The organism is Agromyces albus (assembly GCF_030815405.1).
Lineage (GTDB): Bacteria > Actinomycetota > Actinomycetes > Actinomycetales > Microbacteriaceae > Agromyces > Agromyces albus_A.
Genome location: NZ_JAUSWX010000001.1, coordinates 2,592,218 through 2,617,261 on the forward strand (window position 1 = coordinate 2,592,218; position 25,044 = coordinate 2,617,261).

Sequence of the window (25,044 nt, forward strand, 5' to 3'; positions counted from 1 at the left end):
CGTGTGACGCGAGCGCATCGCCCGGCGGGTGGAACGGCAGGCGCCGGCCCCGCGTTCGTCACGCGGGCAGGAGCAGTGCCGTCGCGATCGCAGAGACGCCCTCACCGCGACCGGTGAAGCCGAGAGCGTCGCTCGTCGTCGCCGCGACGCTCACGGGAGCGCCGAGGATGCCCGAGAGCAGCGCCTCGGCCTCCGCCCGGCGCGGCGCGAGCTTGGGGCGGTTGCCGATGAGCTGCACTGTGACGTTGCCGACGACGAAGCCGGCCGCCCGCACCCGATTGAGCGACTCGCGGAGGAACACCTCGCCGTGAGCGCCGTCGAATGCCGGGTCGCTCGTGCCGAAGATGCCGCCGACGTCGCCGAGGCCGGCCGCTGCGAGGAGCGCATCGCAGATCGCATGGCAGGCGGCGTCGCCGTCGGAGTGCCCTGCGAGCCCGCGCTCCCCCGGCCAGTGCAGGCCGGCGAGCCAGAGCGGGGTTTCGGGGTCGTCATCGAAGGCGTGCACATCGACTCCGGTGCCGATGCGCGGCGCACGTGCGGCCGCGGAGCCCGCGGAGGCCGACCCGGCGACGGCGGTCTTTCCTTCACGCTCGGCCACGAGCTGCTCGGCGCGGTGGAGGTCGGCGGGGAGCGTGATCTTGAACGCGCGCGTGTCGCCGTGCACGACGTCGACCGCCAGCCCCGTGGATGCCACGAGCGCCGCGTCGTCGGTGTACTCCTCATCGGCGTGCGAGTACGCCCAGTCGAGCGCGCCCCGCGGGAAGCCCTGCGGAGTCTGCATCGCGGCGAGCTCTGAGCGGTCGACCGTCTCGAGCACACGCCCTGAGGCGTCGACGCGCTTGACGGTGTCGACCACGGCGAGCGCGGGGACGACGCCGCGGCCCCGAGCGCGGACGGCGGCGGCGACCTCCTCGAAGACGGCCGGCGGAGTCAGCGGACGCGCGGCGTCGTGCACGAGCACCGTGTCGATGAGGCGGGGCAGTACGGCGAGTCCGCGGGCGACAGACCCCTGGCGGGTTTCCCCACCGGGCACGACGTCGAAGGGGGCGGATGCCGCCGCCGCGACGGCCGCGTAGCGCTCGCGCGCCTCGTCGACCCGTTCAGCAGGCACGACGAGCACGACGTGCGGAGGCTCGCGCATGCCGAGCACGGCATCGAGGGCGACGCCGAGGATCGTGTCACCGCCGAGCGGCACGAACGCCTTGGGCTCGGAATGCCCGAGGCGGGTGCCGCTGCCGGCGGCGACGACGATGACGGCGGTGGTCACGGAGCTCACGACTCGAGCGTATCGCCGACCGGTTCATCGGCCGCGCCGAACACTGCCGGCAACGGCCCCGAAGTGCTGCGCCTAGGAGGCGAGCACCTCGTCGAGCACGGTCGACGCCTGCTCTTCGTCGGTCTTCTCGGCGAGCGCGAGCTCGGAGATGAGGATCTGACGTGCCTTCGCGAGCATGCGCTTCTCACCAGCGGAGAGACCGCGATCCTGATCGCGACGCCACAGGTCGCGGACGACCTCGGACACCTTGATCACATCGCCGGAGGCGAGCTTCTCGAGGTTCGCCTTGTAGCGGCGAGACCAGTTCGTGGGCTCTTCGGTGAAGGGAGCGCGCAGTACCTCGAAGACCTTGTCGAGGCCCTCTTTACCGATGACGTCACGAACGCCGACAAGGTCGACGTTCTCAGCCGGAACCTCGATGACGAGGTCGCCTTGCGTGACGTTCAGCTTGAGGTAGAGCTTCTCTTCACCCTTGATGATCCGTTTCTTCACCTCGGTGATCGTTGCGGCTCCGTGGTGGGGATAAACGACGGTTTCGCCAACCTCAAAAAGCATGAATAAAAGTCCTTTCGGCAACTTTCAGGATATCACATCGGGATCATGCTAAGGTTCGCCACCCCTCCGGGACGGGGTCGGACCGTAGGCTACACTCGGTCTCGATCCCTTCGCGCACGGGCTATCAGGGCCCATGCGCACGCTCGCACTTGGAGGTTCTGTGAAGGCGCGTCTTGCGGCATCCGCTGCTCTCGCTCTCGGTCTCGCACTGGGCAGCAGCGGCTGCTCGATGCTCACCTACCAGGCCACCACCGAGGCCTACACCCCGAGCGACGGCATCGCTGCCAACATCGGCGACCTCGACCTGCGCAACGTGCTCATCGTGAGCGACGACGGCGTCGACGGCAACCTCATCATGACGGTCGTCAACACCGGCGAAGAGGACGTCTCGCTCGGTCTGCAGTTCGGCGACGGCGACTCCGAGACGCTCGAGGTCGAGGTCGAAGCGGGCGAGTCGCTCGTGCTCGGCAGCGACGACGAAGAGCCGCTCCTCCTCGAGGGCATCGACACGGAGCCCGGTACATTCCTGCCCGTGTACTTCCAGTACGGCGACGCCGAGGGCGCCGAGAAGCTCGTTCCGGTGCTCGACAGCAGCCTGCCCGAGTACTCCTCCTTCGCACCGTAGAACGGGCGCGCAACCCGTTTCCATGCTCCGCCGGAGTGGCGCCCGCGCCCTCAGGCTTCGAAGCGATAGCCGAGGCCGCGCACGGTCACGAGCTGCACAGGCTCCGACGGTGCGACCTCGATCTTCGAGCGGATGCGCTTGATGTGCACGTCGAGCGTCTTGGTGTCGCCGAAGTAGTCCGAGCCCCATACCCGGTCGATCAGCTGGCCTCGCGTGAGGACCCGGCCCGGATTGCGCATGAGCAGCTCGAGCAGCTCGAATTCCTTGAGCGGCATCGGCACCGCGACGCCGTCGACCTCGACGGTGTGCCGGTCGACGTCCATGCGCACCCGGCCGCCCTCGATGACGGCGTCGTCGAAGTCCTCGACCTCGATACGGCGACGCAGCACGGCACGGATGCGAGCGAGCAGCTCCCTCGTCGAGTACGGCTTCGTCACGTAGTCATCGGCTCCGAGCTCGAGCCCCACGACGATGTCGATCTCGGAATCCTTGGCCGTGAGCATGATGATCGGCACCGTCGACCTCGTGCGGAGCTCACGGCACACCTCGGTGCCGGGCAGGCCCGGCAGCATGAGGTCGAGGAGCACGAGGTCGGCCCCGTGCTGGTCGAAGGCGGTGATGGCGGCCGGGCCGTCACCGGCGACCTCCACCTCGTATCCCTCGCGTCCGAGCAGGAAGCTCAGCGGATCGCTCAGCGCGATCTCGTCTTCGACGAGCAGGATGCGGGTCACGTGCGGTCTCCTCGGTTCTTCACGGCGAGCGTCGCCGTCGTTGCTGGTGCGACGTCCGTTGCGGCGATGTCAGTGTCATCCGCGCTGTCGGCCTCGATGGCGGCCTCGGCCACCGGAAGCCGGATCATGAAGGTGGATCCGCGGCCCGGCTGCGACCACACGCGCACGTCGCCGCCGTGGTTCTGCACGGTGTGCTTCACGATGCTGAGTCCGAGCCCCGAGCCGCCCGTGTTGCGCGCACGTGCCTGGTCGACCCGGTAGAACCGTTCGAACACCCGATCGAGCTCGTCTTCGGCGATGCCGATGCCCTGATCGGTGACGGCGATCTCCACGAGGTCGCCGTTCACCTTCGCCCCCACCCCGACACGACCGCCCTCGTTCGAATAGGCGATCGCGTTGGAGATGAGATTGTGCACGGCCACCACCATGAGGGCGCGGTCGCCGTAGACCTGGGCGCCGGTCGACGCGCGCACCGCGATGTCCACGCGCTTCGCCGTCGCGATGACCCGGTTCTGGTCGACGGCGGTCGCCACGGCGTCGTCGACATCGACGAGCACGTCGGGCCGCACGGCATCGCGCGCCTGCAGCCGCGACAGCTCGATGACCTCATTGGTGATGTGGGCGAGGCGCGTGGCCTCGACCGAGAGCCGGCCTGCGAACCGACGAACCTGCTCTGGCTCGTCGGCCGCCTGGTCGAGGGCCTCGGCGAGCAGGCTCACCGACGAGATCGGCGTCTTCAGCTCGTGGCTGATGTTCGCGACGAAGTCTCGGCGCACCTCGTCGAGCCGATGCGCCTCGGTGCGGTCTTCGGCGAGCAGCAGCACGAATCGGGTGCCGAGCCGGGCCACGCGGACGCGCAGCCGGAGGAGCGAATCACCGAACGGCCCGCGAGGGAGGCTCAGCTCGGTGTCGACCGGCTCGCCGCCACGGCGCACCGAGACCACGAAGGCGAGCAGTTCGGGGTGCACGAGCGCCTGCTGGCGCACGAGGCCCATGGCGAGGGCGCCGGGCGAGGCCTTCAGCACGTTGTTCGAGGGGTCGAGCACGACGCCGGCCGACTCCAGGACCTCGAGCACGTGGTCGACTCCGTCGGGAATGGTCGGCGCGGCGACACGCGCGGCACTGGAACCACGGCGTTCGGCCATGTGCAGCACGATCATGAATGCGGCACCGAGGAAGATGCCGAAGGCGAGTGCGGTGAGCACCACCCACGTGGAGTCCATGCCATAACCCTAACGAGCCGGATGCCCTCGATCGTCCGTTGTCCGGCCGTGCGGCGGTACGTTAGTGAGTGTTCAGGGTCCCAGAACCTGTTGTTCACTTGGAGCCGGGAGGATATCCCGGGGCCGGAACGACCCCATGCTCGCCGTGCGCGGGCTCGAGCAGACAAGGATTTCGTACATGCGTGAGGTGTTCCAGCAGGAACTGCGCGAGGTGCAGGACCGACTCGTCGAGATCGCCGATCTCGTCGCCGAATCGATCGAGAAGGCGACGAGGGCATTCAATGAGTCCGACGTGAGCCTCGCCGAGGAGGTGATCGCCGACGACGACCGAATCGACCAGAACACCGTCGCCATCGACGAGCTCGCCATCACGATCCTCGCGAGGCAGCAGCCGGTCGCGCGTGACCTTCGCATCGTCGTGAGCGCGCTGCGCATCAGCGCCTCGCTCGAGCGCATGGGCGACATGTCCACGCACATCGCCCAGCTCGCCCGTTACCGGTTCCCCGACAAGGTGGTGCCGAAGTCGCTTCGCCCCACCTTCGCCGAGATGGGCCGGCTCGATGTGGAGATCGCACGCAAGCTCGTCGAGCTGCTGCGCAGCGAAGACGTGCCCCTCGCCGAGGAGATCCGCAACGAAGACGACAAGGTCGACGCCCTGCACCTCAAGGTCTTCGACAAGGTGCTCGGCGAGACCTGGAAGGGCGAGGCGGTCGACACCGTCGATGCCACCCTCGCGAGCCGTTACCACGAGCGCTTCGCCGACCACGCCGTGTCGATCGCCAAGAAGGTGCAGTACCTCGCGACCGGCGACTGGGATCCCGAGAAGTCGGCGCTCTGACCGAACCAGGGCATGACGAAGGGCGGGGGATGTCGCATCCCCCGCCCTTCGCGTTGCCGTGGTGGCGCCGCTACTTCCTGCCCTGCGCGGCGACGGCCGCTGCGCCTGCCGCGGCGGCCTCAGGGTCGAGGTACTTCCCCGGCTCGAGCGGCATGAAGTCGTCGCCGAGGGTGTAGACGAGCGGGATGCCCGTGGGGATGTTGAGCTCGGCGATGTCGGCGTCGCTGATGCCGTCGAGGTGCTTCACGAGCGCTCGCAGCGAATTGCCGTGGGCGGCGACGAGCACGACCTTTCCGGCTTCGAGGTCGGGGATGATGTCGCTGCGCCAATAGGGCAGCATGCGGTCGATGACGTCTTTCAGGCACTCGGTGCGCGGCAGCTCGCCGTCGGCGAGGTTCGCGTAGCGCGGGTCGCCGAACTGCGACCACTCGGCGCCGTCGGCAAGCTCGGGCGGGGGCACGTCGAACGAGCGACGCCAGAGCTGGAACTGCTCGGGCCCGTACTTCTCGAGCGTCTCGGCCTTGTCGAGGCCCTGCAGCGCACCGTAGTGGCGCTCGTTGAGGCGCCACGAACGGCGCACGTCGATCCACGCGCGGTCGGCGACGTCGAGCGCGATGTTCGCCGTCTGGATCGCTCGCGTGAGCACCGAGGTGTGCTGCACATCGGGCAGCACGCCGTGCTCGACGAGGAGCTCGCCAGCGCGGTTCGCCTCGGTCTCGCCGAGCTCGCTGAGTCGTACGTCGACCCAACCGGTGAACAGGTTCTTCTGGTTCCATACGCTGTTGCCGTGACGCAGCAGCACGAGGGTGTGAGGCATGCCGAACAGCCTAACCCGGCGACATCCGGTGGCCCATTTCAAGGCGACGGATGACGCGGGCCGGCCGGCTACAGCCGGGTGCCCGCTGCACGTGGCAGCGCATCAGCCGGGCAGCAGCGCCCTCGCCTCGCCGACGCTCAGCCCGGTCGCCGTGAGCACGTCGACGAGGTAGGGGCGAATCGCGTGCACGGCGTTGCGGTCGCCGACCGGGGCGTCGGGCAGGATGCGCTCGGGGTCGAGATGGCGCGTGATCTCGGCGAACGCCTCGCGTGCGATCGGCTGCGCGGCCACGTCGCGGAGGGAGTCGGCGAGCACGCCGAGCGCGACCGAGATGCGGCCCAGGAGTTCGGCGATCTCGGGCCGCGGGGTGCCGTCGCGCAGCGTCCACTCGACGCGCCGCGCCACGAGCCGGAGATTGCGCGTCGCGAGGTCGAGCCCCGCGAGCATGACGCGCAGCCGTTCGAGGTCGAAACGGGAACGGCGCACGAGCGGGGAGACGCGCGCGATCGCGAGTCCGGAGTCGACGGATGCCGCCCAGGCCTCGACGAGCGGCTGGGTGGCTCGCGCCCTCGACAACGCGTGGCCTGCGGCATCGGGATCACCGGCACGCAGCGACGCCGCGAGCTCGCCGAGCACCGCCACGTGCTCGTCGAGGAGCCGGCGTCCGTCGCGCATCGCGGTGCGGCGCGGATCGCGCGGGATCACCGCGGTCGCGAGCAAGGCGAACGCACCGCCGATGACGGCGTCGAGTGTGCGAACGAACGGACCGCCGTCGGGCGCCGGAACGAGCATGACGAGCGAGCACTGCACGGCCGCGGCGATCACGAAGGCCGCGTTGCCCGAGAGCAGGCGCGCGACGGCGAGCGTCAGCGCGAGGGCGATCGCGTACTGCACGATGCCGGCGCCGAAGCCGAGCAGCAGCGCCTCGGCGAGCGCGATGCCGAGCGTCATCCCGATCACCGTCTCGAGCACACGCACGGGCCGGGCATCGCGCACGAAGCCGAGCGCGGTGATGGCGACGATCGCCGCGATCAGCGGCTGCTCGTGCCCGAGCACGAACCGAGCGAACGCGTAGGACGCGACCGCGGTGACCGTGATCTGCAGGATCGCGGGGAAGGAGTCCCCGAGCCGCCGCGAGCCCGCCGCGAACCGCGCTGCGAGCCCCTCGGCGGCCGTGGTCACTTGCGAACGCCGAGCCGAGGAAGTCTCGGCACGTCGACCGCCGCGCCGGCGTCGGCGGGGACGATCTCGACCTGCGCCGCCGCGACGTCGATGCCGTGGCTCTCGACGATGAGGGTCAGGCCCGGCGGCACCTGCCGCTTCACGACGGCGAGGGCGATCGGCCCGAGCTCGTGGTGCATCGCGCTCGAGGTGATGTGGCCGACGGGGCGGCGCTCGGGTTCGGCTCCCGGCTCGGGCTCGGGCCGCACCTTCTCGCCGACCACGGCGTCGCCCGCGACGGGCAGCACCGTGTCGCTGCCGTCGAGGTGCAGCAGCACGAGCCGGCGCGGCGGCTTGCCGAGGTTCAGCACCTTCGCCACCGTCTCCTGACCGCGATAGCAGCCCTTGCCGAGGTCGACCGCACTGCGCAGCCAGTCGAGCTCGTGCGGGATCGACTTCTCGTCGACCTCGGTCGCGAGGCGCGGCCGCCACGCGGCGATGCGCAGGGCCTCGGCGGCGAGCGAACCGGCGGGGGCGACCCGGCCCGCCTCCACGGCGGCCGCGGCGTCGGCGAGCGCCTCGCGCGGCACGATGCGTTCGATCCAGCGCCACGCGGATGCCGGGTGGCCCGCCTCGTGCGCGTACTGGTAGCCGCCCGGGGTGAGCGCCGTCCATGGGTCGACCCAGTCGAGGGCGATGCCGGCCGGCGTGAACGCCGGGGTCGCGGCATCCAGTGCCTCGACCGACATGGCCCCGAGCACCGCGAACTCGGAACTGCGGTCGGCGACCTCGACTCGGAGCATGAATCGCATGCGGTCGAGCCAGGCCGCGAGCGGCTCGGCCTCTGCGCCCTCGACGATGAGCCACATGGTCTCGCCGTCGTCGATGACGTGCACCGCATGCTCGATGCGACCCGATGCGCCCAGGAAGAGCGCCTCGGCGCTCTCGCCCGGCTGCAGGCGGTCGAGCGCCTGGCTCGCCATCGAGTGCAGCCACGAGCGGCGGTCGGGGCCGGTGACGCTGACGACGCCGCGGTTGGAGAGGTCGACGATCGCCTCGCCGCGTTCGAGCTTGCGCTGCTCGACGATCGGGCCGCCGTAGTGGCCGACGATGCCGGCGTCGACGCCCTCCGCGACGACGGCGCCGGGTACGGCGAGGAACGGGGAGGAGGTCATCAGTCCACTTTCGCGAGTCGGGCAGAGGCGTGGGTGCGGAGGTCTTGACCGAGCGCTGCGATGTCCCACGCCCACAGCAGGTGCGCCTCGACGAGGCCGTAAAGCCGGGTGGCCGCCGCGTAGTCCTTCGCGCCCGCTGTGCGCATGACGGCGTCGGTCGCGAGGTCGATTCGCGGCCCCTTCACCTGGCCGAGGTAGAGCTCGCTGACGCCGCCGGGGTGCACGATCGACACCTCGAGGTCGAATCCCCCGTCGGTGTTGCGCAGGGTCTCCACGGAGTCGGCGTCGGGATAGGGGGGCCTGCCGACCGCAGGGAGCAGCCCAGGGCCGACGTCGCCCTCGCCGAGGTCGCGGGCGATGCGCCAGTAACCGGTCTCGGTCGCGAGGGGAGCCGGCTCGCCGCCTGCGGTCTCGGGGAAGAGCCACGTGTACGACGTGTAGTTCAGGTGCGGGAGGCCGTCGTGGCTGAAGCTCACGCGCTGGCCGAACTCATGGGTGACCGACCCGTCGCCGACCTTGTAGTCGATCACGCCAGATCCCTCCCAGACTCCGATGAGCCAGGAGAGCGGAACGAGCTCGGCCGGAAGGTCGACGGGCAACTCGATCACGAGTTAGCGCTGCCCCCGGAACAACTTGTAGACGACGACCCCGCTGATGTAGGCGATCGCGACGGTCGCAAGGCCGAGCAGGCCGATGAACAGCAATTCGAGGGCGAGCAACGACTCCATGCGGAAAGTCTACCCGTTCACCGCGGCTGCCACGGGGGCCACCGCGGCCGCCGCGAGCGCGACCACGACAACCGCACCGCCGACGCTCGCGCTCGCGCGGACGACGAAGCCCGCGGGCCGCCTCGACGCCAATTGCGTGACGAGCGCCGCGAGCACGGATGCCGCGAGCACCACTCCGAGCGCCCCGTACACGGCGAGCCACGAGGCGTCGCCGAACCAGGAGCCAGTGCCGCCGTAGGCGAGCGCGACGACGACGAGCGCACCGGCGAGGGCGATCGCCCATACGAGGAAGACGCCCGGCCATCCACGTGACTCGGAATGCGTTTGCATGGTCTCCTCGTTCGGCTCGCACGTCGGGGGGCCCGGCGTCCCGTAGTATTGACGCACCTTACTACTGGAGGGTGAGTGCGTGGCGCAGCTGCTGATCTTGTCGCCGGCAGCCAACGATGATGTTCTTCCGGCTCTGTCACTCCTGACTCACCGAACGCGGGTCATCCCCGCTTCGCCTGAGCAGCTCGTCAGAGCGCCGGAATCCGATCTCGTCTTCCTCGACGCCCGCACGAACCTCGCCGGCGCGAAGGCGCTCTCGCAGATCCTGCGCACGACGGGGCTCTCGGTGCCGCTCCTGCTCATCGTCACCGAGGGCGGCCTCACGGCGGTCACTCCCGATTGGGGCATCGACGACGTCGTGCTCGAGCACGCCGGTCCCGCCGAGGTCGACGCACGCATCCGGCTCGCGATCGGGCGCGCGCAGTCCGCCCTGCCGAGTGAGCGCATCCAGACGTCGGGCGTCGTCATCGACGAAGCGAGCTATTCGGCGAAGGTGCACGGTCGCACGCTCGACCTCACCTACAAGGAGTTCGAGCTGCTGCGCTTCCTCGCGGCGCATCCCTCCCGGGTGTTCACGCGCGAGCAGCTGCTCAGTGAGGTGTGGGGATACGACTACTTCGGCGGCACTCGCACCGTCGACGTGCACGTGCGACGTCTCCGCGCGAAGCTCGGCGACCTCGACAGCCTCATCGGCACGGTGCGCAACGTCGGCTATCGCTTCAACGTGCACGAGGAAGACGATCGCGACCAGCCCGTCACCGCCCGTTAACACGCTCCTCATCGCGGTCTCGCGGGTGAATGGCATGATGAGGGGATGACCGCCGACAGTGTCCTCGACGACGACCGGACGTCGAGCGACTTCGACGACGACTTCGAGCCGCTCGACATCGAGGGGGCGCCCGAGCTCCCCGCCGAACGGTACCTCGATCGCGAGCTGAGCTGGCTCGCGTTCAACCAGCGCGTGCTCGAACTCGGCGAAGACCCACGGGTGCCGGCGCTCGAGCGCGCGAACTTCCTCGCGATCTTCGCGTCGAACCTCGACGAGTTCTTCATGGTGCGCGTCGCCGGCCTGAAGCGCCGCATCGTGACCGGTCTCGCGGTGCCGACGAACGTGGGCCGCTCGCCCGCCGACGTGCTGAGCGACATCTCGAGGAAGGCGCACGAGCTGCAGGAGCGGCACGCCGCCGCCTACCAGGAGCTCGTCAAGCCCGCCCTCGCCGAAGCCGGCATCCGGGTCGTCACCTGGAACGAGCTCGGCGACGAGGAGCGCGAGCACCTCCGCGAGTACTTCTCACGGCAGATCTTCCCGGTGCTCATGCCGCTCGCGGTCGACCCGGCGCATCCGTTCCCCTATATCTCTGGGCTCTCGCTCAACCTCTCGGTGCGCGTGCGCAACAGCCGCACGGGCCGACAGGAGTTCGCCCGCGTCAAGGTGCCGCAGATGCTGCCGCGATTCGTACGGGTCGAGCCCGACGAGTCCGTGGAAGACGCGCGATACATCACGCTCGAAGACCTCATCGCGAACCACCTCGGCGACCTGTTCCCCGGCATGGAGATCGTCGAGCACCACGTGTTCCGCGTCACGCGCAACGAAGACGTCGAGATCGAGGAAGACGAGACCGAGAACCTCATCAAGGCCCTCGAGAAGGAGCTGCTGCGGCGCCGCTTCGGACCGCCGATCCGGCTCGAGATCACCGACGACATGGACGACGTCACGCTCGGCCTGCTCGTGCGCGAGCTCGACGTGACCGAACAGGAGGTCTTCCGCCTTCCCGCTCCGCTCGACCTCGGCGGCCTCTTCGACCTGTCGCGTCTCGATCGGCCCGAGCTGCACTACCCGACGCACGTGCCGACCACGCCCGTGCAGCTGCAGCCGTCCGAGTCGAACCTGCGAGCGGATGTCTTCGCCGCCGTGTCGCGGAAAGACGTGCTGCTCCACCACCCCTACGAGTCCTTCGCAACGAGCGTGCAGGCCTTCCTCGAGCAGGCCGCCGCCGACCCCGACGTGCTCGCCATCAAGCAGACCCTGTACCGCACGTCGGGTCAGAGCCCGATCGTCGAGGCGCTCATCGACGCCGCCGAATCGGGAAAGCAGGTGCTCGCGCTCGTCGAGATCAAGGCCCGCTTCGACGAGCAGGCGAACATCTCCTGGGCCCGAAAGCTCGAGAAGGCCGGCGTGCACGTCGTCTACGGCCTCGTGGGCCTGAAGACCCACTGCAAGCTCGCACTCGTGATCCGGCAGGAGAAGGGGGTCTTGCGCCACTACAGCCACATCGGCACCGGCAACTACAACCCCAAGACCAGCCGCATCTACGAAGACCTCGGGCTGCTCACCGCCGACGACCAGGTCGGCAAAGACCTCACCCGGCTCTTCAACGAGCTGTCGGGCTATGCGATCGAGAAGAAGTTCAAGCGCCTGCTCGTCGCCCCGCTCCACTTGCGCAAGGGACTGCTCAAGCTGATCGCGACCGAGATCCGCAACGCCGAGGCCGGCCGGCCCTCCGGCATCCGCATCAAGGTGAACTCGATCGTCGACGAGTCGATCATCGACGCGCTCTACCGCGCGTCGAACGCGGGAGTGCCCGTCGACGTCTGGGTGCGCGGCATCTGCAGCCTGCGTCCCGGCATCCCGGGGCTCAGCGAAAATATCCGCGTGCGGTCCATCCTCGGCCGCTACCTCGAGCACTCGCGCATCTTTTCGTTCCTGAACGACGGCGACCCGCAGACCTTCATCGGCTCGGCCGACATGATGCACCGCAACCTCGATCGCCGCGTCGAGGCGCTCGTGCGACTCACCGAGATCGACCACCTCGCCGAGATCGACGCGCTCTTCGACCGGGCGATGGACGACACGACGAGCTCGTGGCGGCTCGACGGTTCAGGTGAATGGATCCGGCACTCGGTCTCCGAGGAGGGGCACCCCTTCGGCGACATGCAGAATGTGCTCATGCACCAGATCGGCGCGCGCCCGCGAATCGGGAAACGGCGTTGACGACGGCGGTCTATGCCGCCGGCGCGGTCTGCTGGCGTCTCATCGACGGCAAGGTGCACGTGCTCGTCATCCACCGCACGGTCTACGGCGACGTGACCATTCCGAAGGGCAAGGTCGAGCCCGGCGAATCCCTGCCTCGCACCGCGGTGCGTGAGATCGCCGAGGAGACCGGGCTCGAGGTCGCACTCGGCGTGCCGCTCGGCATCTCGCGCTATCCGTTGCCGAGCGGCCGCGAGAAGATCGTGCACTACTGGGCCGCCGAGGTCAGCGAGCGAGCGGTGCAACGGTCCACGTTCCGGCCGAACGCGGAGGTCGCGGCACTCGAATGGGTCACGATCAAGCGTGCCCGGGGCTACTTGAGCTATTCGCCCGACGTCGAGATCCTCGACGCCTTCGCGAAGCTCGTCGACCAGGAGGTGACGAGCACCTTCGCCCTCACGCTGCTGCGGCACGGCAAGGCCTCGACGCGCAGTGGGTGGAAGGGATCGGATGCCTCGCGGCCGCTCGTCGAGCGCGGCGTGCGGCAAGCGGCCGCCCTCGTCGAGACCCTCACGGCGTGGGCTCCGAAGCGGATCGTGTCGAGTCCGGCGGTGCGCTGCGTCACCACGGTCGCACCGCTCGCCGCCGCGACCGGAGTGAAGATCAAGCGCGACGCCGGCATCAGCCAGGAGGCCTGGGAGTCGGGCAACGGCGAGGTGCGTCGCGTGGTGGGCAAGCGGGTGCGCGCCGGGAAGGCGGCCGTGCTGTGCAGCCACGGTCCCGTGCTCCCCGAGATCATGCGCGAGATCGCCCTCGCCACCGGAACGCCGATCGGTTCGTACGTGACGGATGCCGCGGGGCTCGAGGCGGGCGCGTTCAGCGTCGTGCACCTCTCGGCCAGCAACCCGAGTTCGGGCATCATCGCCATTGAGACGCATGCGCCGAGGGCCTGACGCTTCGCGTCAGGGCCCTCCCATCAACCTCACAGCCGCGGCCTCTGCCCCGACAGCGCTCGTTCACCTCCCGTTCACCGACGTGGCGGATGCTCGTAAGGCGCGCTCATTAGCGTCGCAGGCGGGTCGGCACCGGCCCGAAACCCCCTGCAATTGAAACCCCGGAAGGGAACCACGTGAACCTCAAGCGTTTCGGCGTGCCCACCGTCGTCGCCGTCACCGCGGCGATCGCGCTCAGCTCCTGCGCCTCGAACGAAGGCGGCGCAACACCCGAGGACGCGGCCTCGTCGCTCTCGGGCAACCTCGTCGGCGCCGGCGCGTCCTCCCAAGACGCCGCACAGCAGGCGTGGATCGCCGGCTTCCAGACCGCGAACCCCGACGTCACCATCGACTACGACCCGTCGGGCTCCGGCGCCGGTCGCGAGACCTTCCTCGAGGGCGCGAGCGACTTCGCCGGTTCCGACCGTGCGTTCAACGACGAGGAGATCGCCGCCGGCGGCTTCGCCAAGTGCGCGGCGGACTCGAGCATCGTGGAGCTCCCGCTCTACGTCTCGCCGATCGCCGTCATCTTCAATCTCGAGGGCGTTGACGAGCTGAACCTCGACGCAGCGACCATCGCGGGCATCTTCGCCGGCACGATCACGACGTGGAACGACCCGGCGATCGCCGCCCTGAATGACGGCGTCGAGCTTCCCGACACGGCGATCACCCCCGTGCACCGCTCCGACGACTCGGGCACCACGGAGAACTTCACCGAGTACCTCGGTGCGGCAGCTCCCGACGTCTGGACCTATGAGGCCGACGGCGTGTGGCCGTTCGAGGGTGGCGAAGCCGCTCAGGGCACGTCGGGCGTCGTCGACGCCGTGACCAACGGCACCGGCACGGTCGGCTACGCCGACGCCTCACGCGCCGGTGACCTCGGTACCGTCGCCGTGCAGGTCGGCGACGAGTTCGTGCCGTACTCGCCCGAGGCCGCTGCCGCCATCGTCGACGCGTCGCCGTTCGTCGAGGGTCGGAGCGAGGGCGACCTCGCGATTGAGATCGACCGCACCTCTGAAGAGGCCGGCGTGTACCCGATCGTGCTCGTGAGCTACCTCATCGCGTGCGAGCAGTACGAGGACCCCGCGAACGTCGAGCTCGTGAAGGCCTACCTCGGCTACATCGCGAGCGAAGACGGCCAGGCAGTCGCCGCGGAGAGCGCCGGCGCCGCACCGATCTCCGAGGCCCTGCGCGAGAAGGTCGTTGCTGCGATCGACTCGATCCAGTAGTAGGTTCGTGCCCGACCCCGACGTTCCGAGGAACATGAAGGGGTCGGGCACGGCCATGTCCCAGATTCGAACCAGAGAACTCGAGGATTGCGTCAGATGAGCACCGCAACCGCCGCGATCAAGGCGAAACAGCGACCGGGCGACCGGGTCTTCTCGGGTTCCGCCGTCTTCGCGGGTTCGATGATCCTCGTGACCCTCGCCGCCGTCGCGCTCTTCCTCATCGTGCAGAGCCTTCCGGCCCTCTTCGCATCGAACGAAGACGCCTCGATCCTCCCGACGAATTTCTGGGCCTATGTCGGACCCCTCGTCTTCGGCACGGTCTGGGCCGCAGCGCTCGCGCTCCTCATGGCGGTGCCGGTGTCGATCGGCATCGCCCTCTTCATCTCGCACTACGCGCCGCGCCGCCTGGCCTCGGTGCTCGGCTACATCGTCGACCTCCTCGCTGCGGTGCCTTCCGTGGTCTTCGGCCTCTGGGGCATCGGCGTGCTCGCGCCGGCCGTGCAACCGGTCTACACCTGGCTCGTCGACAACGTCGGCTGGTTCCCGCTCTTCGCCGGGCCGGTCTCGGGCACCGGCCGCACGATCCTCACCGCCGCGATCGTCCTCGCCGTCATGGTGCTGCCGATCATGACGGCCATCTCACGTGAGGTGTTCCTGCAGACGCCGGTGCTCCATGAGGAGGCGGCCCTCGCGCTCGGCGCCACGAGGTGGGAGATGATCCGCACCGCGGTGCTCCCCTTCGGTCGTTCGGGAATCATCTCCGCCGCCGTGCTCGGGCTCGGACGGGCACTCGGCGAGACGATGGCCGTGGCGATGGTGCTCTCGGCCACCGGCGCCGTGACGCTCGAACTCCTCACCTCGGTGAACCCCTCGACCATCGCCGCGAACATCGCACTGAGCTTCCCCGAGGCCTACGGCATGAACGTCAACGTGCTCATCGCCACGGGTCTCATCCTCTTCATCGTCACCTTCGCGGTCAACGCGTTCGCTCGCTGGATCGTCAGCCGTCGCAAGGAATTCTCGGGAGCCAACTGATGACCACGACGACCAGGGCCGACCCGAACACCGGCTCGCCGATCGCCAATTCGCTGACGGCGGGCCGCCTCCCGACCTCCGCTCCGTGGACCATCCTGGTCGTCGCGGTCGCGGTGGCCGCCGCGGTCTTCGGCGTCGTCGCCATCGGCTCAGGAGAGGGCTTCAACTGGGGCGGCGCGCTCCTCGTGGGTGCGCTGCTCTACATCCCCTCGATCTGGCTCTTCTCCACCCTCGTCGAGGGCGAGCGTCGTGCGATGGACCGACTCGTCACCGCCCTCGTGACGGCGTCCTTCCTGCTCGCGATGATCCCGCTGATCTCGCTCACGATCACGGTCGTGACATTCGGCCTCTCCCGCTTCGACGCCGAGTTCTTCACGTTCTCCATGCGCAATATCACCGGCGAGGGCGGCGGTGCGCTGCACGCGATCGTCGGCACCCTCCTCATGACAGGAGCCGCGGCGATCATCTCGATCCCCATCGGCCTCATGACCTCGATCTACCTCGTCGAATACGGCCGCGGCCGGCTCGCGCAGGGCATCACGTTCCTCGTCGACGTGATGACCGGCATCCCGTCGATCGTCGCCGGTCTCTTCGCCTACGCGCTCTTCGCGATCTTCCTCGGCCCCGGCGTGCGCCTCGGCATCGCGGGTGCAGTGGCCCTCGCGGTGCTCATGATCCCGGTCGTCGTGCGCTCGAGCGAGGAGATGCTGCGGCTCGTGCCGAATGAGCTGCGCGAGGCGGCATTCGCCCTCGGCGTGCCGAAGTGGCTGACGATCGTGAAGGTCGTGCTCCCCACGTCGATCGCGGGCATCACCACGGGAATCATGCTGTCGATCGCGCGCGTCATCGGCGAGACCGCGCCGTTGCTCATCGCGGCCGGGTTCACCGCGAGCATGAACTACAACCTCTTCGAAGGCCGCATGCAGTCGCTGCCCGTCTTCGTGTACACGCAGTACGCGAACCAGGGCAATCCGCCCGAGGCGTACATCGACCGCGCGTGGGCCGCCGCCCTCACCCTCATCCTCATCGTGATGGCGCTGAACCTCATCGCCCGACTCGTCGCCCGCTACTTCGCCCCGAAGTTCGGCCGCTGACCCGCCAGTTAGGAAATCCGTGTCCAAGCGCATCGAAGTCCGTGACCTCAACGTCTACTACAGCAAGTTCCGTGCTGTAGAGGGCGTGACCCTCGAGATCGAGCCCCGCAGCGTCACCGCGTTCATCGGCCCGTCGGGCTGCGGCAAGTCGACGTTCCTGCGCACCCTGAACCGCATGCACGAGGTCATCCCGGGCGCGCGCGTCGAGGGCGAGGTGCTCATCGACGGCAACAACCTCTACGACCCCGATGTCGACCCCGTGCTCGTACGCCGCCAGGTGGGCATGGTGTTCCAGCGGCCGAACCCGTTCCCGACGATGTCGATCAAGGAGAACGTGCTCGCGGGCGTGAAGCTCAACAACAAGCGCATCTCGAAGACCGACGCCGACGACCTCGTCGAGCGGTCGCTCCGCGGTGCGAACCTCTGGAACGAGGTGAAGGACCGCCTCGACCGGCCCGGCTCGGGCCTCTCGGGCGGCCAGCAGCAGCGCCTCTGCATCGCCCGCGCGATCGCCGTCTCCCCCGAGGTCATCCTCATGGACGAGCCGTGCTCGGCGCTCGACCCGATCTCGACGCTGGCGATCGAAGACCTCATCGAAGAGCTGAAGCTGCAGTACACGATCGTGATCGTGACGCACAACATGCAGCAGGCCTCGCGAGTGTCCGACCGCACGGCCTTCTTCAACATCGCGGGCACGGGCCAGCCCGGCAAGCTCATCGAGTACGACGACACGACGACGATCTTCTCGAACCCGTCGGTGAAGGCGACCGAAGACTACGTCTCGGGCCGCTTCGGCTGAGCTGCCGCGCACGCGCCGTCAGTCGCGCGGGCTCAACAGGTAGTCGTTGAGCGCTCGGGTCTCGTCGGCGTCGTACGCCACCGGCGAGCCGTCGATGTGGGTGATGCCGGCGGCGAGCCGCACGCTCGAGACGAGCCACGCGGCATCCGCCGTGCCGAGCTCGGGCACCCGGATGTCGCGATAGTCCGTGTGCGCGCCGGTTGCCTCGAGGTGCTCGAAGAGGCTCTGCTGCGTCGTGCCATGCAGGATCGCGCCAGACGGCGCCGGCGTCGAGTACACGTCGCCGTGGCGCAGGATGACGCTCGACGTGGGCCCCTCCATGACGTACCCGTCGGGCGTGACGAAGATCGCGTCGTCGGCGCCGCGCCGCTTCGCCTCACGCAGTGCCGCCATGTTCACGGCGTAGCTCAGCGTCTTCGCCCCGAGCAGGAGCCACGGCGCGCGCTCGGCGGTGTCACGTTCGTAGCCGCGGTCGAGGGTGACGACGCGGATGCCTCGCGCTCGCACCGCGCTGAAGTCCGCGGCGGGTGCGACGTGCAACCACGCCGTCGGCGCCGGGCCGTGCTCGACCCCACGGCTCAGCACGAGCTTCAGCGCGAACTCGCCATCGGCGGGCAGCGACGCGACGGCACGGGCGATCGCCGCCTGCCACTGCTCGAGGTTCGGTTCGGGCAGCTCGCAGATACGCGCGGAGTTGCGGAGGCGCTCGAGGTGGGCGCGGGCCTCCTGCGCGTGGCCGTCGATCACCGCAATGGTCTCGAAGATGCCGTCGCCGCGCTGCGTCGACAACTCGCCGACGCGCAGCGCAGGTGCCGAGGCATCCACCTCGCGGAAGGTCGCGTCGAGGTCGTGGCGGGTCTCGCCTGCGGGCACGGGTTCGATGAGGAGGGTCACGGTCGAGGCCATGCTCCGATGCTACGCGGATGCCGCGAGCCGGGCGGGCGCGGGGCATCCGTGACCGATCGAGACCCGATCGAGAAGATTGAGGCCGGGCCGCAGAACGCCTCTCGGCGCGAGGCCGCTCGTAGCGGCGAATATTGGAGCCCGGGGTTACTGCGGCCCGGCCTCGTCAAGTCTAAACGAGGAGACCGGGGCATTCATTCCTGTTCGCCCAGCGCGATTGCATTCACGCCCGGGCGATTCAGTCGAGGGAATCGCGTCGCCAGAGTCGAGCGCACGAAGCGAGCTCGTCGGCGAGTTGCGTGAGCCGCAGAGCTCGGCGTGTGAGCTCGGCCGGGCGGCCCGAGTTCACGGCAGAGGCGGCATCCGCGTCGTCGGCGAGGCTCGTGAGCCCTGAGGACGACACCCGCGCGAACGCCGCAGCCCGGTCGAGCGCCACGGCGAAGTCGCCCGTGAACAGTCCGTGCAGGATGCGGTCGGCGAGCTCGCGCACCTCGTCGGGGCCGGCGGGCACCGGTGCGCCCGCGACGACCTGGTCGATCGTGTGCGAGACCTCGGTGCCGCGCTGGAAGGCGAGGCTCGAGCCGAGCGGATCCTGGCGGATGAGTGCTCGGAGCAGGTACACGCGCCACAGCGCGCCCGGCAGGCTCTTCGCCGACGCCTGCGACCACAACTCCGCGATGGAGTCGATGCCGTGCTCGTCGGTGTAGTGCACGAGGCGCTCGACCACATCGGGGTCGGGGTCGGCCCGAACGCGCGAGAGGAGCGCCGAGGCGGTGTCGTGCGCGACCCGGCTCAGGCGCGCGGGGTCTTCGCCGCCGAGGAATCCCTCGAACATCCCGGGCGGGAATCGTGTGGGGCGATGGAAGTCGGAAGCCATTGCCGCACACCTTACTCGCCCGAGCCGAGCGCCGACCCGGGGTATTGTGGATTCGCGGGCCTCTAGCTCAGTTGGCAGAGCAGCGGACTTTTAATCCGCGGGTCGTGGGTTCGAGCCCCACGGGGCCCACCCCTGTCATCCATTCGACTTCTCGACGATGGGTGCGCGGACCTGCACACAGCAGTGTCCGTCGCGTGGTTCGAGGCGAACGACCCGAGCCGACTCGTCGGCACCCTGTGCTGCACCCCGCAGGAGGGCGGCGTTGGCCGCGCAGATGGTCGCGGTGTGCCATTGCGCGAGACGATGGAACGGGCAGTTGGCGAGTATCAGCCCGCCATCGTCGGTTGCGAGAGGCTCGTAGCCGGTGGCTTCGAGCATCTGCTCGAGCGAGCCCGCTTCTGTGCCGAGCCGCCGGCCGAACTCCGTCGAGACGCGTTCGATCGCCTCGCCGATCGGATCTCCGGTTCGCTCGGCCTCCTCGATGGCAGAACTCAGGAGTTCGGCCGCGAGGTCGTAGTGCCGCTCGGGCACGGAGACGACGATCTCGGTGCTCGCGCGGCGATAGAACTTGGCGGGTCGACCTGCCCCGGGCCCGGTCTTGCCGCTCCGACGGCGGAACTCCGTCTCGAGCAGGCCGCTCTCCGCGAGGCGCTCAAGATGGAAGGCAGCCGTTCCGCGCGGTATGCCGAGGGCGGTTGCCGCCTCGTCACGATCGACCGCGGTGCCACTGCGAGTGACGAACTCGAACAGCGAACGACGCAACGGATCGCCGATCGATGCGACGGCCGTCACCTTCTGCTGCTGCGAGAGGTCCTCCATGTCCTCCATCGTATTCTAAAACAGCAGATCTTGACAAAAGAAATGAACGGCTCGTACAGTCGAGACGAGGCCGCGAGTGAGTCGCGGCACGGAGGAATCGATATGGCGCACACTGGGAGATCACGCTCGGTCGGCGGCACGGCATCGCCGACGGCGGCACTGTCAGCCGAGGGCGTCAGCATCTGGCTCGACGACCTCTCGCGGGAGCGAATCCTCTCGGGTGGTCTCGAGGCGCTCATCGGCGAGCGGAACGTGGTCGGCATCACCACGAACCCGACGATCTTCGCCACGGCGCTGTCTGCCGGAGACTCGTACGACGAACAGGTCGCCGCACTCGCGCGGGCAGGAGCTTCGGCCGAAGAGGCGGCCTTCGAGATCACGACCGAAGACGTGCGGCGTGCCGCGGACATCCTGCGCCCCATCCACGACGCGACCGGCGGGCTCGACGGATGGGTCTCCATCGAGGTGAGCGCGAGCTCGGCGCACGACACAGGGGCGACGATCGCCGAGGCCCGACGCCTCGTCGCTGCGCTCCGTCGACCGAACGTGTTCGTGAAGATCCCCGCCACGATCGCGGGCCTCGCAGCCATCACGGCTTCGATCGCGAGCGGGATCAGCATCAACGTCACGCTCATCTTCGGCCTCGACCGATACCGCGCGGTGATCGATGCCTACCTCACGGGCCTCGAGCAGGCGCATGAGGCGGGCATCGACCTGGGCTCCATCAGGTCGGTCGCCTCGTTCTTCGTCTCGAGGGTCGACACGGAGGTCGACAAGCGACTCGAAGCGACCGGTTCCCCCGACGCCCTCCATTTGAAGGGCACCGTCGGTGTGGCGAACGCGCGACTGGCCTACGAGATCTTCGAGCAGCAGTTCGCCACGAAGCGGGCGCAGCGTCTCATCGAACTCGGCGCGAACCCGCAGCGCCCGCTGTGGGCGTCGACCGGAGTCAAGGATCCGGCCCTGCCCGACACGAGGTACGTGGTCGACCTCGTGGCACCCGGCGTCGTCAACACGATGCCCGAGAAGACGTTGCACGCCACGTTCGACCACGGCGTGATCCGGGGCAACACGATCGCCGGTACCTACGAAGCGTCACGCGGCGTGCTCGCCGCCATCGAGGCACTCGGCATCTCATACGACGAGGTGACCCTGACCCTCGAGAACGAGGGGGTCGACAAGTTCGCCGCCTCGGGTGAGCAACTCGTGGCGAACCTCGCGGGAGCGCTCGAAGCGGCACGAGTCGACGGATCGAGGGATTCGCCGTGAGCCTTGCGACCGAGGCTCCGGGCATCCCCGCCGAACGCCCTCGGCTCGTCGAATTCGAGGTCGAGACGAGCATCCCGACCCGCCACGGGTCCTTTCGATTCCGCGCATACCGCGATCTCGTCACCGGGAGCGAACACTTGGCGATCGTCTCCGGGAGACCGGCCGCGCATGGCGCCCTCGTGCGGGTGCACTCCGAATGCCTCACCGCCGAGGCGTTCGGATCCGAGAAATGCGAATGCGGGCCGCAACTGGACTTTGCGCTCAGCACGATCGCGGCGAGCGACGGAGTCGTGATCTACATGCGAGGCCACGAGGGCAGGGGCATCGGCCTGATCGCGAAGCTCAAGGCGTACCGCTTGCAGGAGACGGGCCTCGACACCCTCGACGCGAACATCGCGCTCGGCCTGCCCGCTGACGACCGCGACTACGCGGCAGCCGCGGCGATCCTCGACGATCTGGGCTTGCGATCCGTGCGCCTGCTCACGAACAATCCCGAGAAGATCTCGCAACTCAGCGCAAGCGGCATCGAGGTGATCGAGCGAGTGCCACTCGTCACCGGAAAGGCCGCATCCAACCTCACGTATCTCCGCGCCAAGCGCGACCGGATGGGCCATCTCTTCGCTGCCGACATCTGACTGGCCCCGCCGGGAGCGAGCAGGCAATCATCGCGTCCTGACAGCCGGCGAGCGCGGGCGGAAGAACCCGCGTCAGGGTGCCGGCGGCTCGTACAGCAGCCCGGCGGCCTCGATTGCGCCACCGGACCGCAGGCGATCGCGCGCCTCGTGTTCGACGAGCACGGGAATGAAATCCCGGATGGGGTTGCCGTCGAGCCGCTGGTGCTCCTCGGTCACGACCACCTCCACGTGCGCACGCGGGACTTCGGGGAAATGGGCGGAGAGACGATCGACCACGACGGCGACCGCACGAACTTCGTCAGACCTGTCCATCCCACGAGTGTCCGCCTCCGAGCGCCGGGATTCAAGAGGGCATGACCGTCCGACCGGTGACATGCCGGGATCATGCATGTGCTCCTCGCACCTGTCAAGGGCTGTCGGATGCAGGAAGGGACGCGTTAGATCGGATACACGGAGTTGGGCAGCTCCGATTGGTGGGCCGGCCCCCGCAGCGCGACATGATCGACAAGCGCATCCAGGGAGTCTGCAGGGCCGGTCCACCGCTTGGACATGGCCGGCACGTTCGATGGAGAAATGGTGCACGATGCTCACGCAACACGAAGCTCAGGTCGGTGGCTCCCACGTGGAGCTGACTCCGCTGAGCGCGACGGTCTGGAGGGTCTGCGACGACCGGTGCGATGACGGGGACACGCGCAAGCTCATCGGCTATCTGCAGCTCATCGACGACGAGGTCGAGATGATGTGGATGCGCCCGCGTCCCGGCGTCTGCTACCGGTACCGCAGCATCGAGGAGGCCGTGCGCGCCGTCGCGCTGCGGCACGCGCTCGTGGCATCCGACCGCCGTTGACGACCGCCCCGGAATGCCCGCCCGTCACTCGATCGACAGGTTCGGCCGAGTGCGCACGCCGAACTCGTGCCGCAAGGCGCTGAGCGCTGCATACCAGCCCGCGAGGCCGTGCACGCCGGGACCCGGCGGCGTCGATGCCGACGCGAGGTAGACACCCCGCGCTGGTGTGCGCCACGGCTCGGTCGAGACGACCGGACGGCGCACGAGCTGGCCGAACGACGCTGCGCCTGCGGCGATGTCGCCGAGCACGTAGTTGGGATTGTGGCGCGCCATCTCGATCGCGGTCATGCTCGACGAGGCGAGCACGACGTCGCGGAACCCCGGCGCGAAGCGCTCGATCTGACGCGTGACGGCCTCCGTCTGGTCGATCGTCGATCCGGCGGGCACGTGCGTGTACGCCCACAGCACCTGCCGCCCCTCGGGCGCGCGCGACTCGTCGACGATCGACGGCTGCGAGGCGAGCACGTACGGCGAGTCGGCGTGCCGGCCCCGGTGCACCTCGCGCTCGGCACTCGCGATCTCGGCGCGGGTGCCGCCGAGGTGCACGGTTCCGGCACCATGGAGCGCCGGATGCCGCCACGGCACCGGTGCCGAGAGTGCGAAGTCGACCTTCGCCGCAGCGTCGCCGTAGGCGAACCGGCCGAGCGCGCGGAGGTAGCGAGCGGGCAGGCGCCGTCGGGCGATACGCGAGAGCGCACTCGGTGTCACGTCGAGGAGCACGGCGCGGGCTGGGGGCAGCGCCTCGAGGTCGGTCACCTCGGCATCCATCACGAGCTCGCCGCCGTGGGAGAGGAGATCGGCGACCATCGCGTCGATGATCGCCTGGCTGCCGCCCACCGGAATCGGCCAGCCGCGACCGTGCGCGAACGCCGTGAGCGAGAGCGCCGCTCCCGCCGTGGACAGGCTCGGCATCGGCCTGATGGCGTGCGCCGCGACGCCCGTGAGCATCGCGGGTGCCAGCTCGTCGGTGAAGCGGGCGTTCCACAATGGCGACCCCTGCTCGAGCGCGGCGAGCCCGAAACGTGCGGCGGTGAGCGGGTGGTCGGGCACGCGAAGCAGTTGCGAGCCGGTGAACGACGCGACCTCGTCGGCGTGCTCGACGAGCGGGCGCAGGAGCGAGCCGTACGCCGCTCCGTCGCGCCCGAGCCCCGCGATGGTGCGGTCGAGGTCGCGGTAGGCGATGCCCGCGCGCCCGCCGTCGAGCGGATGCCCGAACGACGCGGGCGGCAGTCGCAGCTCGATACGGCGTTCGAGCTGGAACTCCCGGAAGAAGCGGGATGCGAGCGCCATCGCATGCACGGCCGAGCACACGTCGTGCTGAAAGCCGGGAAGGGTGAGCTCGGCGGTGCGCGCCCCGCCGCCGGGGGTCGCGTTGCGCTCGAGCACCTGCACCGCGAGGCCGGCCCGGGCGAGCGTGACGGCGGCGGCGAGCCCATTCGGCCCGGCGCCGACGATGATCGCGTCGAACGAGGTCATGTCGCCGTGATCGCCGCCGGGCGATGCCGGAGGTTCGTGGGCTTCATGGGTTCATTCTGCTCCGGCGGTGCCGCCGCGACGACGGCGACGCGCGTCGTCCGAGCGTTCGACTCTCGCCGCGGTACTCCCGTCCCTCGGCGAGGAACGCGAGCCGGCGAAGGGTCTCGGCGTTCCGCCACAGCAGCAACGGCTCCGTGAGGAACCGCGGCACCCAGCGCGCGGGCCCGGCGGTGGGCTCCTCCTGCAACCGCACGACGCATCCGCCGCCCCGCCGCTTCACGTCGATCGTCACCGTCGCCTCGCCGATCGGCCAGCCCCTGGCCTGGAAGACGGCACGGCGCGGCGGCGACCAGTCGAGGCTGACGGTCACGTCGTCGATCACGGCAGGCCACACGCCGACGGAGTGGTGCAGCCGGCTCTCGGGCCGGGGCCACGTCAGCTCGACATCACGCATGCGCGATGCGCCGACCACCCACGACGGGTAGAGCCATCCGTCGGCGAGCACTTCGAACACCGCCTCGGGCCGGCACGCGAACTCGCGCACGTTTCGCGACATCCGGTCCCCCTCGTCTCGGCGGAATCGATGGAACACGTCGACGGGACGCATCGATGGACTCGACGATACGAAGTCGCGGCGCC

The 25,044-nt window shown here is 69.1% G+C and carries 26 protein-coding genes, 1 tRNA gene and 1 pseudogene; 13 read left to right on the top strand and 15 right to left on the bottom strand.

The annotated features are described in order from the left end of the window. Window positions 1-58: 58 nt before the first annotated feature. A complete protein-coding gene (ispD, locus tag QFZ29_RS12185) occupies window positions 59-1,276 on the bottom strand; it encodes a 2-C-methyl-D-erythritol 4-phosphate cytidylyltransferase (protein WP_306894355.1) in 1,218 nt (405 codons plus the stop codon). Between the two features lie 72 nt (window positions 1,277-1,348). Then, window positions 1,349-1,831 carry a CarD family transcriptional regulator gene (locus tag QFZ29_RS12190; RefSeq protein ID WP_056734541.1) on the bottom strand — a complete coding sequence of 161 codons (483 nt, stop codon included), beginning with the start codon at window positions 1,829-1,831 and terminating at the stop codon, window positions 1,349-1,351. Window positions 1,832-1,991: 160 nt separating this feature from the next. Between QFZ29_RS12190 and QFZ29_RS12195 the strand changes: the two genes are divergently transcribed. Beyond that, window positions 1,992-2,456 carry a hypothetical protein gene (locus QFZ29_RS12195; protein ID WP_306894356.1) on the top strand — a complete coding sequence of 155 codons (465 nt, stop codon included), beginning with the start codon at window positions 1,992-1,994 and terminating at the stop codon, window positions 2,454-2,456. Window positions 2,457-2,506: 50 nt separating this feature from the next. Here the strand turns inward: QFZ29_RS12195 and QFZ29_RS12200 are convergent, their stop codons facing one another. Both QFZ29_RS12200 and QFZ29_RS12205 read right to left on the bottom strand, forming a co-directional pair. Continuing rightward, window positions 2,507-3,187: a response regulator transcription factor gene (locus QFZ29_RS12200; RefSeq protein WP_306894357.1), complete on the bottom strand. Its 681-nt coding sequence runs from the start codon at window positions 3,185-3,187 to the stop codon at window positions 2,507-2,509. Continuing rightward, window positions 3,184-4,410 (bottom strand): sensor histidine kinase, encoded by a 1,227-nt coding sequence (locus tag QFZ29_RS12205; RefSeq protein WP_306894358.1) that lies wholly within the window; start codon window positions 4,408-4,410, stop codon window positions 3,184-3,186. The genes QFZ29_RS12200 and QFZ29_RS12205 overlap by 4 nt, the downstream gene beginning before the upstream one ends. Window positions 4,411-4,588: 178 nt before the next feature. Between QFZ29_RS12205 and phoU the strand changes: the two genes are divergently transcribed. Then, window positions 4,589-5,248, top strand: a complete 660-nt coding sequence (gene phoU, locus QFZ29_RS12210; RefSeq protein ID WP_214868043.1) for a phosphate signaling complex protein PhoU — start codon at window positions 4,589-4,591, stop codon at window positions 5,246-5,248. Between the two features lie 70 nt (window positions 5,249-5,318). Here phoU and QFZ29_RS12215 read toward each other — a convergent pair whose 3' ends face one another. From QFZ29_RS12215 to QFZ29_RS12235, 5 genes are all read right to left on the bottom strand, one after another. Further along, window positions 5,319-6,065 carry a phosphoglyceromutase gene (locus QFZ29_RS12215; RefSeq protein ID WP_306894359.1) on the bottom strand — a complete coding sequence of 249 codons (747 nt, stop codon included), beginning with the start codon at window positions 6,063-6,065 and terminating at the stop codon, window positions 5,319-5,321. Between the two features lie 102 nt (window positions 6,066-6,167). Further along, complete coding sequence (locus QFZ29_RS12220) at window positions 6,168-7,247, bottom strand: FUSC family protein (protein WP_306894360.1); 1,080 nt, start codon at window positions 7,245-7,247, stop codon at window positions 6,168-6,170. After that, window positions 7,244-8,401: a CAF17-like 4Fe-4S cluster assembly/insertion protein YgfZ gene (ygfZ, locus tag QFZ29_RS12225; protein WP_306894361.1), complete on the bottom strand. Its 1,158-nt coding sequence runs from the start codon at window positions 8,399-8,401 to the stop codon at window positions 7,244-7,246. Before ygfZ ends, QFZ29_RS12220 begins: the two co-directional genes overlap by 4 nt. Beyond that, window positions 8,401-9,009 (bottom strand): FABP family protein, encoded by a 609-nt coding sequence (locus QFZ29_RS12230; protein WP_306894362.1) that lies wholly within the window; start codon window positions 9,007-9,009, stop codon window positions 8,401-8,403. Before QFZ29_RS12230 ends, ygfZ begins: the two co-directional genes overlap by 1 nt. Before the next feature lie 129 nt (window positions 9,010-9,138). After that, window positions 9,139-9,459 (bottom strand): hypothetical protein, encoded by a 321-nt coding sequence (locus tag QFZ29_RS12235; RefSeq protein ID WP_306894363.1) that lies wholly within the window; start codon window positions 9,457-9,459, stop codon window positions 9,139-9,141. Between the two features lie 79 nt (window positions 9,460-9,538). Between QFZ29_RS12235 and QFZ29_RS12240 the strand changes: the two genes are divergently transcribed. From QFZ29_RS12240 to pstB, 7 genes are all read left to right on the top strand, one after another. Next, complete coding sequence (locus tag QFZ29_RS12240; RefSeq protein ID WP_129521640.1) at window positions 9,539-10,228, top strand: winged helix-turn-helix transcriptional regulator; 690 nt, start codon at window positions 9,539-9,541, stop codon at window positions 10,226-10,228. Window positions 10,229-10,273: 45 nt separating this feature from the next. Beyond that, window positions 10,274-12,451 (top strand): RNA degradosome polyphosphate kinase, encoded by a 2,178-nt coding sequence (locus tag QFZ29_RS12245; protein ID WP_306894364.1) that lies wholly within the window; start codon window positions 10,274-10,276, stop codon window positions 12,449-12,451. Then, window positions 12,448-13,383, top strand: coding sequence for an NUDIX hydrolase (locus QFZ29_RS12250; protein WP_306894365.1), 936 nt, complete (start codon window positions 12,448-12,450; stop codon window positions 13,381-13,383). Before QFZ29_RS12245 ends, QFZ29_RS12250 begins: the two co-directional genes overlap by 4 nt. Before the next feature lie 176 nt (window positions 13,384-13,559). Next, complete coding sequence (gene pstS / locus QFZ29_RS12255; RefSeq protein ID WP_306894366.1) at window positions 13,560-14,651, top strand: phosphate ABC transporter substrate-binding protein PstS; 1,092 nt, start codon at window positions 13,560-13,562, stop codon at window positions 14,649-14,651. 96 nt (window positions 14,652-14,747) lie between these two features. Next, the gene (gene pstC, locus QFZ29_RS12260; RefSeq protein ID WP_306894367.1) at window positions 14,748-15,686 is read left to right on the top strand and encodes a phosphate ABC transporter permease subunit PstC; all 939 of its coding nucleotides are present in this window, start codon (window positions 14,748-14,750) and stop codon (window positions 15,684-15,686) included. Next, window positions 15,686-16,780, top strand: coding sequence for a phosphate ABC transporter permease PstA (gene pstA / locus QFZ29_RS12265; protein WP_306894368.1), 1,095 nt, complete (start codon window positions 15,686-15,688; stop codon window positions 16,778-16,780). The genes pstC and pstA overlap by 1 nt, the downstream gene beginning before the upstream one ends. 19 nt (window positions 16,781-16,799) lie before the next feature. Continuing rightward, window positions 16,800-17,579 (top strand): phosphate ABC transporter ATP-binding protein PstB, encoded by a 780-nt coding sequence (gene pstB / locus QFZ29_RS12270; RefSeq protein WP_306894369.1) that lies wholly within the window; start codon window positions 16,800-16,802, stop codon window positions 17,577-17,579. Between the two features lie 18 nt (window positions 17,580-17,597). Here the strand turns inward: pstB and QFZ29_RS12275 are convergent, their stop codons facing one another. Then, window positions 17,598-18,485 (bottom strand): aminodeoxychorismate lyase, encoded by an 888-nt coding sequence (locus QFZ29_RS12275; protein WP_306894370.1) that lies wholly within the window; start codon window positions 18,483-18,485, stop codon window positions 17,598-17,600. Between the two features lie 235 nt (window positions 18,486-18,720). Next, window positions 18,721-19,359, bottom strand: coding sequence for a DNA-directed RNA polymerase subunit beta (locus QFZ29_RS12280; RefSeq protein WP_306894371.1), 639 nt, complete (start codon window positions 19,357-19,359; stop codon window positions 18,721-18,723). Window positions 19,360-19,415: 56 nt separating this feature from the next. Between QFZ29_RS12280 and QFZ29_RS12285 the strand changes: the two genes are divergently transcribed. Next, a tRNA-Lys gene (locus QFZ29_RS12285) sits at window positions 19,416-19,488 on the top strand. A gap of 6 nt (window positions 19,489-19,494) precedes the next feature. Here QFZ29_RS12285 and QFZ29_RS12290 read toward each other — a convergent pair. After that, window positions 19,495-20,178, bottom strand: a complete 684-nt coding sequence (locus QFZ29_RS12290) for a helix-turn-helix transcriptional regulator (protein ID WP_306894372.1) — start codon at window positions 20,176-20,178, stop codon at window positions 19,495-19,497. Between the two features lie 102 nt (window positions 20,179-20,280). Here QFZ29_RS12290 and tal point away from each other — a divergent pair, with 102 nt between their 5' ends. Both tal and ribA read left to right on the top strand, forming a co-directional pair. Further along, window positions 20,281-21,447, top strand: coding sequence for a transaldolase (gene tal, locus QFZ29_RS12295; protein WP_306894373.1), 1,167 nt, complete (start codon window positions 20,281-20,283; stop codon window positions 21,445-21,447). A gap of 47 nt (window positions 21,448-21,494) precedes the next feature. Further along, window positions 21,495-22,082, top strand: a pseudogene (gene ribA, locus QFZ29_RS12300) (GTP cyclohydrolase II); the annotation flags it as partial. A gap of 72 nt (window positions 22,083-22,154) precedes the next feature. Here the strand turns inward: ribA and QFZ29_RS12305 are convergent. Beyond that, entirely contained in the window at window positions 22,155-22,394 is a 240-nt protein-coding gene (locus QFZ29_RS12305) for a three-helix bundle dimerization domain-containing protein (protein ID WP_306894374.1), read from the bottom strand. 271 nt (window positions 22,395-22,665) lie between these two features. On the opposite strand from QFZ29_RS12305, the gene QFZ29_RS12310 reads away from it, so the two are divergent. Then, window positions 22,666-22,929, top strand: a complete 264-nt coding sequence (locus tag QFZ29_RS12310) for a hypothetical protein (protein WP_306894375.1) — start codon at window positions 22,666-22,668, stop codon at window positions 22,927-22,929. A 24-nt stretch (window positions 22,930-22,953) separates the two neighbouring features. Here the strand turns inward: QFZ29_RS12310 and QFZ29_RS12315 are convergent, their stop codons facing one another. Next, window positions 22,954-24,405, bottom strand: coding sequence for a phytoene desaturase family protein (locus QFZ29_RS12315; protein ID WP_306894376.1), 1,452 nt, complete (start codon window positions 24,403-24,405; stop codon window positions 22,954-22,956). Window positions 24,406-24,448: 43 nt separating this feature from the next. Then, window positions 24,449-24,961, bottom strand: a complete 513-nt coding sequence (locus QFZ29_RS12320; RefSeq protein ID WP_306894377.1) for an SRPBCC family protein — start codon at window positions 24,959-24,961, stop codon at window positions 24,449-24,451. Window positions 24,962-25,044 lie beyond the last annotated feature (83 nt).

What these genes read in the sequence shown, in the direction of transcription:
- QFZ29_RS12310 (WP_306894375.1), top strand. Translation starts at nt 22,666, where the DNA reads ATGCTCACGCAACACGAAGCTCAGGTCGGTGGCTCCCACGTGGAGCTG.
- QFZ29_RS12315 (WP_306894376.1), bottom strand. Translation starts at nt 24,405, where the DNA reads ATGACCTCGTTCGACGCGATCATCGTCGGCGCCGGGCCGAATGGGCTC.
- pstC (WP_306894367.1), top strand. Translation starts at nt 14,748, where the DNA reads ATGAGCACCGCAACCGCCGCGATCAAGGCGAAACAGCGACCGGGCGAC.
- pstA (WP_306894368.1), top strand. Translation starts at nt 15,686, where the DNA reads ATGACCACGACGACCAGGGCCGACCCGAACACCGGCTCGCCGATCGCC.
- QFZ29_RS12190 (WP_056734541.1), bottom strand. Translation starts at nt 1,831, where the DNA reads ATGCTTTTTGAGGTTGGCGAAACCGTCGTTTATCCCCACCACGGAGCC.
- QFZ29_RS12290 (WP_306894372.1), bottom strand. Translation starts at nt 20,178, where the DNA reads ATGGAGGACCTCTCGCAGCAGCAGAAGGTGACGGCCGTCGCATCGATC.
- QFZ29_RS12235 (WP_306894363.1), bottom strand. Translation starts at nt 9,459, where the DNA reads ATGCAAACGCATTCCGAGTCACGTGGATGGCCGGGCGTCTTCCTCGTA.
- QFZ29_RS12245 (WP_306894364.1), top strand. Translation starts at nt 10,274, where the DNA reads ATGACCGCCGACAGTGTCCTCGACGACGACCGGACGTCGAGCGACTTC.
- QFZ29_RS12205 (WP_306894358.1), bottom strand. Translation starts at nt 4,410, where the DNA reads ATGGACTCCACGTGGGTGGTGCTCACCGCACTCGCCTTCGGCATCTTC.
- QFZ29_RS12275 (WP_306894370.1), bottom strand. Translation starts at nt 18,485, where the DNA reads ATGGCCTCGACCGTGACCCTCCTCATCGAACCCGTGCCCGCAGGCGAG.
- phoU (WP_214868043.1), top strand. Translation starts at nt 4,589, where the DNA reads ATGCGTGAGGTGTTCCAGCAGGAACTGCGCGAGGTGCAGGACCGACTC.
- QFZ29_RS12320 (WP_306894377.1), bottom strand. Translation starts at nt 24,961, where the DNA reads ATGTCGCGAAACGTGCGCGAGTTCGCGTGCCGGCCCGAGGCGGTGTTC.
- QFZ29_RS12305 (WP_306894374.1), bottom strand. Translation starts at nt 22,394, where the DNA reads ATGGACAGGTCTGACGAAGTTCGTGCGGTCGCCGTCGTGGTCGATCGT.
- tal (WP_306894373.1), top strand. Translation starts at nt 20,281, where the DNA reads ATGGCGCACACTGGGAGATCACGCTCGGTCGGCGGCACGGCATCGCCG.
- ygfZ (WP_306894361.1), bottom strand. Translation starts at nt 8,401, where the DNA reads ATGACCTCCTCCCCGTTCCTCGCCGTACCCGGCGCCGTCGTCGCGGAG.
- QFZ29_RS12280 (WP_306894371.1), bottom strand. Translation starts at nt 19,359, where the DNA reads ATGGCTTCCGACTTCCATCGCCCCACACGATTCCCGCCCGGGATGTTC.
- QFZ29_RS12215 (WP_306894359.1), bottom strand. Translation starts at nt 6,065, where the DNA reads ATGCCTCACACCCTCGTGCTGCTGCGTCACGGCAACAGCGTATGGAAC.